This is a genomic window from Ectothiorhodospira sp. 9100, from assembly GCF_022227565.1.
Lineage (GTDB): Bacteria > Pseudomonadota > Gammaproteobacteria > Ectothiorhodospirales > Ectothiorhodospiraceae > Ectothiorhodospira > Ectothiorhodospira marina.
In genome coordinates, this window is record NZ_JAJNAN010000110.1 from 1 (window position 1) to 1,364 (window position 1,364).

The window sequence follows — 1,364 nt, forward strand, 5'->3', positions numbered from 1 at the left end:
ATCATCGATGGTGGCGCGCTCTGGTTGCCATGCTCGCCAACGCTCGACAGCCGCGTCCCCGAGCAGGAGGTCGCCGGGGGTGTCGACCGCGTGATCCAGTAGCCAGGCGCCGATCTGATCGGTGGACCAGTGCTCCGGGTTGTCCGGGAACGCGGGGAGTGCGTGGGCATTCAGGCGACCGAGAAAGCCCTGGGGCCGCAGGTCCTGGAGGAAGAACGGCAGATCATCGAACAGGCCTGTGCCGGCTTCACCGAGGAGCAGCCCGGGTAGCGGGCTGTGTTGGGTGGGGCGAACCAGCATGGCGCCGTGGTCGAGGGCGACCAGTTCGGCAAAGGGATGGATATGGCCATCGGGATCCACGCGGTGGATCGGGACGGTGGTGTCGGCGCGGTTGAAGAGCAGCCCGCGAAGGGCGTGGCGGGTGGCGGGCCCGCGACCAAAGGAGACAACCTTCCCCCGCGCCTCGGCATCACGCAGACGGCGGTAGACGGTGGGCGCACTGGCGCCCAGGGCGGCGACCAGCTCGGCCCGCGAGGCGGTTCCGAGGGCGCGCAACCGGGAGAGGAACTCGTCGGTGGTCAGGCGCATGGGGGTTCCGGGTGAAACGATGATGAACCGATATGCTGTGCCTGGAGGCTTTTTAGATCAAGTGGTTGTCTGTTTTCTTGGTGGGGTTTGTGAAACGATTCAGGCTCAGTATGTATCTGCAGGGGCTGCGCATTTTCATCTGGAAGAGTATCGTGTATGTACGTAAGTAAATACAGGATTCCCCATGCGGTTTGAGTGGGACGAAGCCAAGAATCAGGCCAACATTCGCAAGCACGGTATCGACTTCAATGACGTGCCGGGCATCTTCCAGCATCCGATGCTGGCCTTGCATGATGATCGAATGCACTACGGCGAAGAGCGTTGGATCTGCATCGGCTGGATAAACAGGAGGTGAAACAGTATGTCGAAAGCATCGAAAACTGACTGGGGACGGCTGGTCAAGATGAACGACGAGGACATCGATACCCAAGACATGCCTGAATTGGGCGAAGACTTCTTTCGGCGCGCAGAGCTACGTGTGCCGGTAAAGAAGGCGGTGACAATCCGTCTCGACGCCGATGTGCTGGAGTGGTTCAGGGGTCAGGGCGCGGGCTACCAGACGCGCATCAATCAGTTGCTGCGCCATTACATGAATGCCCAGCAGCGGTATCGGTGATACCGAGAATCACTTCCGTGCCATGGCGGCGACAGGGCATGTCGAAGAGGCATTGGCAGTCCTGGATCGGCTCGATGCCGAGGATCAGCGGGCGAGTTAGGCGGGGACTTGTGTTGCAGGTATGTCTGGGATGGTGGCGGGCTGAACGCTTCAGGCTAGG

The 1,364-nt window shown here is 61.1% G+C and carries 2 protein-coding genes and 1 pseudogene; 2 read left to right on the forward strand and 1 reads right to left on the reverse strand.

Annotation, left to right across the window (positions count from 1 at the left end):
- Positions 1-588 (reverse strand): annotated as a pseudogene (locus tag LPW29_RS15130) (hypothetical protein); the annotation flags it as partial.
- 184 nt (positions 589-772) lie between these two features.
- Here LPW29_RS15130 and LPW29_RS15135 point away from each other — a divergent pair.
- On the forward strand, positions 773-943 hold the full coding sequence (locus tag LPW29_RS15135) for a BrnT family toxin (RefSeq protein ID WP_238628703.1): 171 nt from the start codon (positions 773-775) through the stop codon (positions 941-943).
- 6 nt (positions 944-949) lie between these two features.
- Positions 950-1,204 carry a BrnA antitoxin family protein gene (locus LPW29_RS15140; RefSeq protein WP_238628704.1) on the forward strand — a complete coding sequence of 85 codons (255 nt, stop codon included), beginning with the start codon at positions 950-952 and terminating at the stop codon, positions 1,202-1,204.
- The last annotated feature ends 160 nt before the right edge of the window (positions 1,205-1,364 follow it).

Coding starts and splice junctions, on each gene's coding strand:
- LPW29_RS15135 (WP_238628703.1), top strand. CDS start 773: ATGCGGTTTGAGTGGGACGAAGCCAAGAATCAGGCCAACATTCGCAAG.
- LPW29_RS15140 (WP_238628704.1), top strand. CDS start 950: ATGTCGAAAGCATCGAAAACTGACTGGGGACGGCTGGTCAAGATGAAC.